Source organism: Streptomyces sp. NPDC058459, assembly GCF_042721685.1.
Lineage (GTDB): Bacteria > Actinomycetota > Actinomycetes > Streptomycetales > Streptomycetaceae > Streptomyces.
In genome coordinates this window covers 1-4,206 of sequence record NZ_JBHXLV010000333.1, presented here as the reverse complement: position 1 = coordinate 4,206, position 4,206 = coordinate 1, and the positions used below count along the sequence as shown (strand labels likewise).

Below are 4,206 nucleotides of genomic sequence, written 5' to 3'. Positions count from 1 at the left end.
CATCAGCGGATCACGACTTTGCCCGTCCCCGCACCGAAACCCCGTCCCCGCGCTACATTCGTGCACCGCCGACACAGAGCCGATCGGCGGGGTCACCCTCCGTACTTCCAGGAGCAGCGCATGCGCGACGTCGCCTCCGCTCCGTCAGCGTTCCCGGCGCCCGCCGGCGGACTCGCCGACACCGTCTTCGAGAAAGCAGAGAAGAGTCCCGGACTGCCGCTGGTCGCCCGGCACGCGAGGGCCGCCGCGGGCGAGTGGGAGACGGTCACAGCCGCCGTACTGCGGGACGAGGTGGTGGGACTGGCCAAGGGGCTGGTGGCCGCAGGGATCTCGCCGGGCCACCGGGTGGGCCTGATGGCCCGCAACCGCTACGAGTGGACGGTGCTGGCGCACGCTTTGTGGACCGTGGGCGCGGAGGTCGTGCCGATCCATCCGACCTCCTCGCGGGACCAGGTCGAGTGGATTCTGCGGGACGCGGGCTGTGTGGCCGTGGCGGTGGAGGACGAGCTGGGCGTGATGACCGTCGGCACGGTGTGCGCGGCGCTGCCCCGGCTCCGGCACGTCTGGCAACTGGACGCGGGCGTGCTGCCCGAACTCACCGAGCGGGGCGTGCACATCCCGCTGACCACCGTGGAGTCGCTCCGCCGGATCGTGCTGCCGGACTCGACGGCGGCGGTCACCTACACCTCCGGCGTGACCGGGCGCCCGATGGGCTGCGCGCTGAGCCACCGCGGGCTGGCGTACTCCTGCGACGTCCTGCTGGCGGGCTGGGGTCACACGGCCGCGCAGCCGGGCGAACAGCCCTCGGTCCTGGCCTTCCTGCCGTTCTCGCACGTGTACGGGATCATGGTGCAGACGCTGTGTCTGCGCGGCGGCTTCCTGATGGCGCACGAGCCGGAGATGACCGAGGAGGCGCTCGCCACGGCGCTGAGCACCTTCCGGCCGACGTATCTCTACGGGGTCCCCTCGGTGTTCGAGAGGCTGTACAAGACCTTCCTGAGGACGGCTCACCAGGCGGGCCGGGGTGCGCTGTTCGAGCGGGCGGCGCAGACCGCGCGGGACTTCGCCGAGGCCGAGGAGCGCGGCCGCCTGGGCATCGGGACGGGCCCCGGTCTGGATCTGCGGCTCCAGCACGCCCTGTACGAGCGGACGGTGTACCGCAAGCTGCGTGCCGCGCTCGGCGGCCGGGCCCGGCGGGGTGCCTCGGGCGGGTCCTCGCTGAGCCGCGAACTGTCGCTGTTCTTCGAGGGCATCGGCCTGTACGTCCACGACGGCTACGGGCTGACGGAGACCTCCGGCGGGATCACCATGCAGCCGCTGGGCCGGGAGAAGTCAGGGACGGTCGGTATGCCGCTGCCGGGCACCGAGGTCCGGGTGGCCGAGGACGGGGAGATCCTCGTGCACGGCCCGTCGGTGTTCCAGGGCTACGTCGGCGACGAGGCGCGCACCCGCAGCGTGCTGCGCGGGGGCTGGCTGTCGACCGGGGACCTCGGGCGGCTGGACCGGGAGGGGTATCTGACCATCACCGGCCGCAAGAAGGACGTCATCATCACCTCCAGCGGCAAGAGTGTGGCGCCCGCGCCGCTGGAGCAGCGGCTGCGCATGCACCCGTTGATCCACCAGGCGGTGGTCGTGGGCGAGGACCGGCCGTGCGTGGGCGCGCTGATCACCCTGGACCCGGAGTTCCTCGCGCACTGGCGGGCCGCGCTGGCGCCGCAGGGCGACTACGAGGGGCGGGAGAGCCGGGAGGAGAGCGCGCTGCGCGAGGAGTTGGCCCGCGCGGTCGCCTCGGCCAACAGCACGGTGTCCCGCGCCGAGTCCATCCGGGTCTACCGGGTCGTGCAGGAGCCGTTCGCCCCGGACAACGGGCTGCTGACGCCGTCGCTGAAGCTGCGCCGGGATGTCATAGCGCGGCACTACGCGCCCGAGATCGACGCGATGTACAAGGCGCGTTCGCGGGCCGCGCGGGCCGGACGCGGCCCGGAACCGGTGGACTGGGACGAGCCGGACGACGTGTTCCGGTGAGCCGGTGAGTGCCAGGTGGCGCGTCCACGCGTAATCCGCGTGGTGCTGGGAACCCGCCCTGGTGAACTGACCAGCGACGATGACCGCCCCGGAGCGCGGGGACCGAGCCCGACCCGCTCCGGGGTACGGCGGGGAATACGAGATGGCGACAGAGCGGCGTTGGGACGGCACCCCTCCCTCCGAGAGAGCGCACGAGCGTGCGTACTCCTTTCCCGGCGAGCTGCCGAACGTGACGGGCGCGCGGCTGGCCGCGGAGGAGTTCCTCCGCAAGCTCGCCCGGGACGCGCCGCCCACGGCGCCGGAGTACTGGGACGACATCCTGCTGGTGGTCACGGAGCTGGCGGCCAACGCGGTCCAGTTCGCGCCGGGGCCGTTCGGGATGCGGATGCGGCGCACCTTCGACGGGGTGCATGTGACCATGCACGACACCAGCACGGTGGTGCCCGAACCGCGCCCCTTCCGGCCGAGTTCGGGCGGCGGGGGCATCGGCTGGCATCTGGTGCACACGCTGTGCGATCAGGTGAGCGTGGTGGTGGAGGGGAACGGCAAGGACATCCACGTCTTCCTCCCGTGGTGAGCCCGCGGTGCGCGCGGGGGGGGGCAGGCCGCCGCCCGCGCGTCCGCCGCCGGGCGCCGCCGACTGGCGCGCCGGCGCGGGGCGCGGTGGGATCGGGTGTGGTGACAGTGGTCCAGGGCATGCGAACGGCGTCCATCCGGACCGACGGGAGCCGCAGAAGGGAACAACACCGTGACACGACGACCCAGGATTCTGGTGATCGGCGCAGGCTTCGCCGGAGTCGAGTGCGTGCGCCGGCTGGAGCGCAAACTCGGCCCTGACGAGGCGGATGTCGCCCTGGTGACGCCGTTCTCCTACCAGCTCTACCTTCCGCTGCTGCCCCAGGTCGCCTCCGGCGTGCTGACGCCGCAGTCGATCGCCGTCTCGCTGCGCCGCAGCAAGAAGTACCGCACCCGGATCATTCCGGGCGGGGCGATCGGGGTGGACCTGGCGGCGAAGGTGTGCGTCATCCGCACCATCACCGACGAGATCGTCAACGAGCCCTACGACTATCTGGTGCTGGCGCCGGGCAGCGTGACCCGCACCTTCGACATCCCCGGCCTCGCCGAGCACGCCTACGGGATGAAGACCCTCGCGGAGGCCGCCTACGTCCGCGACCACGTGATCTCGCAGCTGGACCTCGCGGACGCCAGCGACGACCCGGCCGAGCGGGCGGCGCGGCTGCAGTTCGTGGTGGTCGGCGGCGGCTACGCGGGTACGGAGACGGCGGCCTGCCTCCAGCGCCTCACCCACGCGGCCGTCCGCCGCTATCCGCGGCTCGACCCGGGTCTGATCCGCTGGCATCTGATCGACATCGCGCCGAAGCTGATGCCGGAGCTGGGCGACCGGCTCGGCAGGCAGGCGCTGAAGATCCTGCGCGACCGGGGCATCGACGTCTCCCTCGGTGTGTCCGTCGCCAAGGTGACCGAGGACGAGGTCACCTTCACCGACGGACGGGTGATCCCGACGCACACCCTGATCTGGACGGCCGGTGTCGTCGCCAGTCCGCTCATCGGCACGCTGGACGCGGAGACGGTACGCGGCCGGCTCGCGGTGACCCCGGAGATGACGGTGCCGGGGCACGACGGGGTGTTCGCGCTCGGCGACGCGGCGGCCGTGCCCGACCTGGCCAAGGGCGAGGAGGGTGCGATCTGCCCGCCGACCGCGCAGCACGCGATGCGGCAGGGCCCGAAGGTGGCGGACAACATCATCCACTCGCTGCGCGGCGAGCCGATGGAGGCGTACGTCCACAAGGATCTCGGTCTCGTGGTCGATCTCGGCGGCAAGGACGCGGTGTCCCGGCCGCTCGGGATCGAGCTGCGCGGCATCCTGGCCCAGATCGTGGCGCGCGGCTATCACTGGTCGGCGCTGCGCACCGGGGTCGCCAAGGCGCGGGTGCTGGTGAACTGGGTGCTGAACGCCGTCGCCGGGGACGATTTCGTCCGTACCGGCTTCCAGGCCCGCAAGCCCGCCCAGCTGAAGGACTTCGAGTACACCGACTCGTATCTGACGCCGGACCAGGTGCGCAGCGAGGTGCGGACGGCCGAGGCGGAGGGCAAGGTGCGGGGGAAGGTCGCCGGAGGCTGAGCGGGTGAGCCGGGCCGCCGGAGGCCGCCGTCCCGTGG

General features: G+C 72.3%; 3 protein-coding genes. All 3 read left to right on the top strand.

Going from position 1 to position 4,206, the window contains the following annotated elements; all coding sequences use genetic code 11:
- The first annotated feature begins 120 nt into the window (after window positions 1-120).
- The 3 genes from ACFWN1_RS32040 to ACFWN1_RS32030 all read left to right on the top strand — a co-directional run bounded on the left by ACFWN1_RS32040 (window position 121) and on the right by ACFWN1_RS32030 (window position 4,168).
- Window positions 121-2,025 carry an AMP-dependent synthetase/ligase gene (locus ACFWN1_RS32040; protein ID WP_384369858.1) on the top strand — a complete coding sequence of 635 codons (1,905 nt, stop codon included), beginning with the start codon at window positions 121-123 and terminating at the stop codon, window positions 2,023-2,025.
- A 142-nt stretch (window positions 2,026-2,167) separates the two neighbouring features.
- A complete protein-coding gene (locus ACFWN1_RS32035; protein WP_384369855.1) occupies window positions 2,168-2,602 on the top strand; it encodes an ATP-binding protein in 435 nt (144 codons plus the stop codon).
- A 171-nt stretch (window positions 2,603-2,773) separates the two neighbouring features.
- Window positions 2,774-4,168: an NAD(P)/FAD-dependent oxidoreductase gene (locus ACFWN1_RS32030; RefSeq protein ID WP_384369852.1), complete on the top strand. Its 1,395-nt coding sequence runs from the start codon at window positions 2,774-2,776 to the stop codon at window positions 4,166-4,168.
- The last annotated feature ends 38 nt before the right edge of the window (window positions 4,169-4,206 follow it).